The sequence below is a fragment of the Microbacterium sp. genome (genome assembly GCF_031178525.1).
Classification (GTDB): Bacteria; Actinomycetota; Actinomycetes; order Actinomycetales; family Microbacteriaceae; genus Microbacterium.
Genome location: NZ_JAPSJA010000391.1, coordinates 1 through 1,717 on the forward strand (window position 1 = coordinate 1; position 1,717 = coordinate 1,717).

General features: G+C 73.6%; 1 protein-coding gene. It reads left to right on the forward strand.

Translation table 11 applies throughout. The features are described 5' to 3' along the window. Positions 1–81 precede the first annotated feature (81 nt). Positions 82–1,717 (forward strand): NAD-dependent epimerase/dehydratase family protein (locus tag RIF89_RS14740; protein ID WP_309069821.1); only part of this gene is annotated, 1,636 nt, incomplete at its 3' end.

A 1,717-nucleotide genomic window follows, 5' to 3' on the forward strand; every position in this document is an offset into this window, starting at 1 on the left:
GGTGACCCACGGCCGCAAGCCCATGGATGTGCGCGGCCGGACGCGCGAGGATCGAGGCACTTTCCCATCCCAGGAGGACGCATGTCGGACGCCATCACCCGCCCCCTCAAGGTCGCGATCATCGGCGCGAGCGGTCACACCGGAACAGCGCTGCTGCAGGTTCTGCGCGACGAGGAGCAGATCGGTGACATCGTCGGCATCGCGCGCCGTTCGCCGGATGTCTCCTCCGCCCCGTACGACGCGGCGCGGTGGGACCTGGTGGACATCGCCGCGCCCGTGCCGAGCGCGGCGGGCGAGGAGCACGTCGTCGCACGGCTCGCCGCGGCCCTGTCGGGCGTCGATACGGTCGTGCACCTGGCGTGGCTGATCCAGCCGAACCGCGACAGGGAGCTGATCCGCCGCGCCAACGTGGAGGGCACGCGCCGCGTGGTCGAGGCCTGTCTGCGTGCCGGCGTCAGCCACCTGGTGTGCGCCTCCTCGGTGGGCGCCTACACCGGCGTGCATGACGACGACCTGAGAGACGAGTCGTGGCCCACGGAGGGCATCCCGACCGCTCACTACGCGGTGGACAAGGCCGCCCAGGAGCGCGTGCTCGACGAGGCGGAGAGCCGTGGGCTCGCGGTCGCGCGCGTGCGCCCGGCCCTCGTCTTCGATGCCGACGCCGGCGCGGAGATCACGCGGCTGTTCCTGGGCGCGCTGGTGCCCCCTGCGGCGCTGCGGCCGGGGGCGCTGCCGGTCGTTCCGCTGCCGGAGGGCATCCGCCTGCAGGCCGTGCACGGCGCCGACCTCGCCGACGCGTACCGCCGCATCATCGTGCAGCGCGCGACGGGCGCGTTCAACATCGCGACCGAGCCCATCCTGCGAGCACCCGACCTGGCCGGGGTGCTCAGCCACGAGAAGCGGGTCGATCTTCCCGCACGCGTGCTGCGCCCGCTGCTGAACGTCGCGTGGCGCGCCCATGCCGTGGCGGCGGATCCGGGCTGGCTCGACATGGCGATGACCGCGCCGATGATGGACACCTCGCGCGCGCGGCGCGAGCTCGGATGGCGTCCGGAGCACGGTGCGAGGGAGGCACTGCACGAGGTGCTGACCGGGATGGCCGACGGCCGCGGCACGGACAGCCCGCCGATGCGGCCACGCTCCGGGTGGCCGCAGGACCAGATGCCGCCCGGAGAGGCGACGCCCGACGGCGTGGTGCAGCCACCCGCGGATTCGGCAGGTCACCGCGTGCCGCCGGGACTCGAGCGCGACATCCTGGGCCTCTACCTGTCGGACCACCTCACGGGCTCGACCGCCGGCGTGGACCGCCTGGAGCGCATGGCGAAGGCCTACAGGGACACCGACCTCGGACCCGCCCTCGAGGATCTGTGGAAGGAGGTCCGCGCCGAGCGGGCGTTCCTGAAGGACCTGATCGATTCCCTCGAGCTGCGTCGGCGCCCCTACCGCCAGGCCGCGGCGTGGGTGGCGGAGAAGGCAGGGCGGCTCAAGACCAACGGCCGCCCCCTCGGGTCGCCGATGACGCCCGTGCTCGAGATCGACCTCATGCGCGGCGCGGTCACCGGCAAGCTCGGCGGCTGGGAGACGCTCGCCGAGCTCGCCCCCGACCTCGGTCTGCCGCGGCAGCTGTTCGTCGACCTCGCCGAGCGATCGCGCGAGCAGGCGGAGATCCTCGGGCGCCTGCACGCCGAGGTCGTGCCCGAGGCGTTCCGTGCCGGCC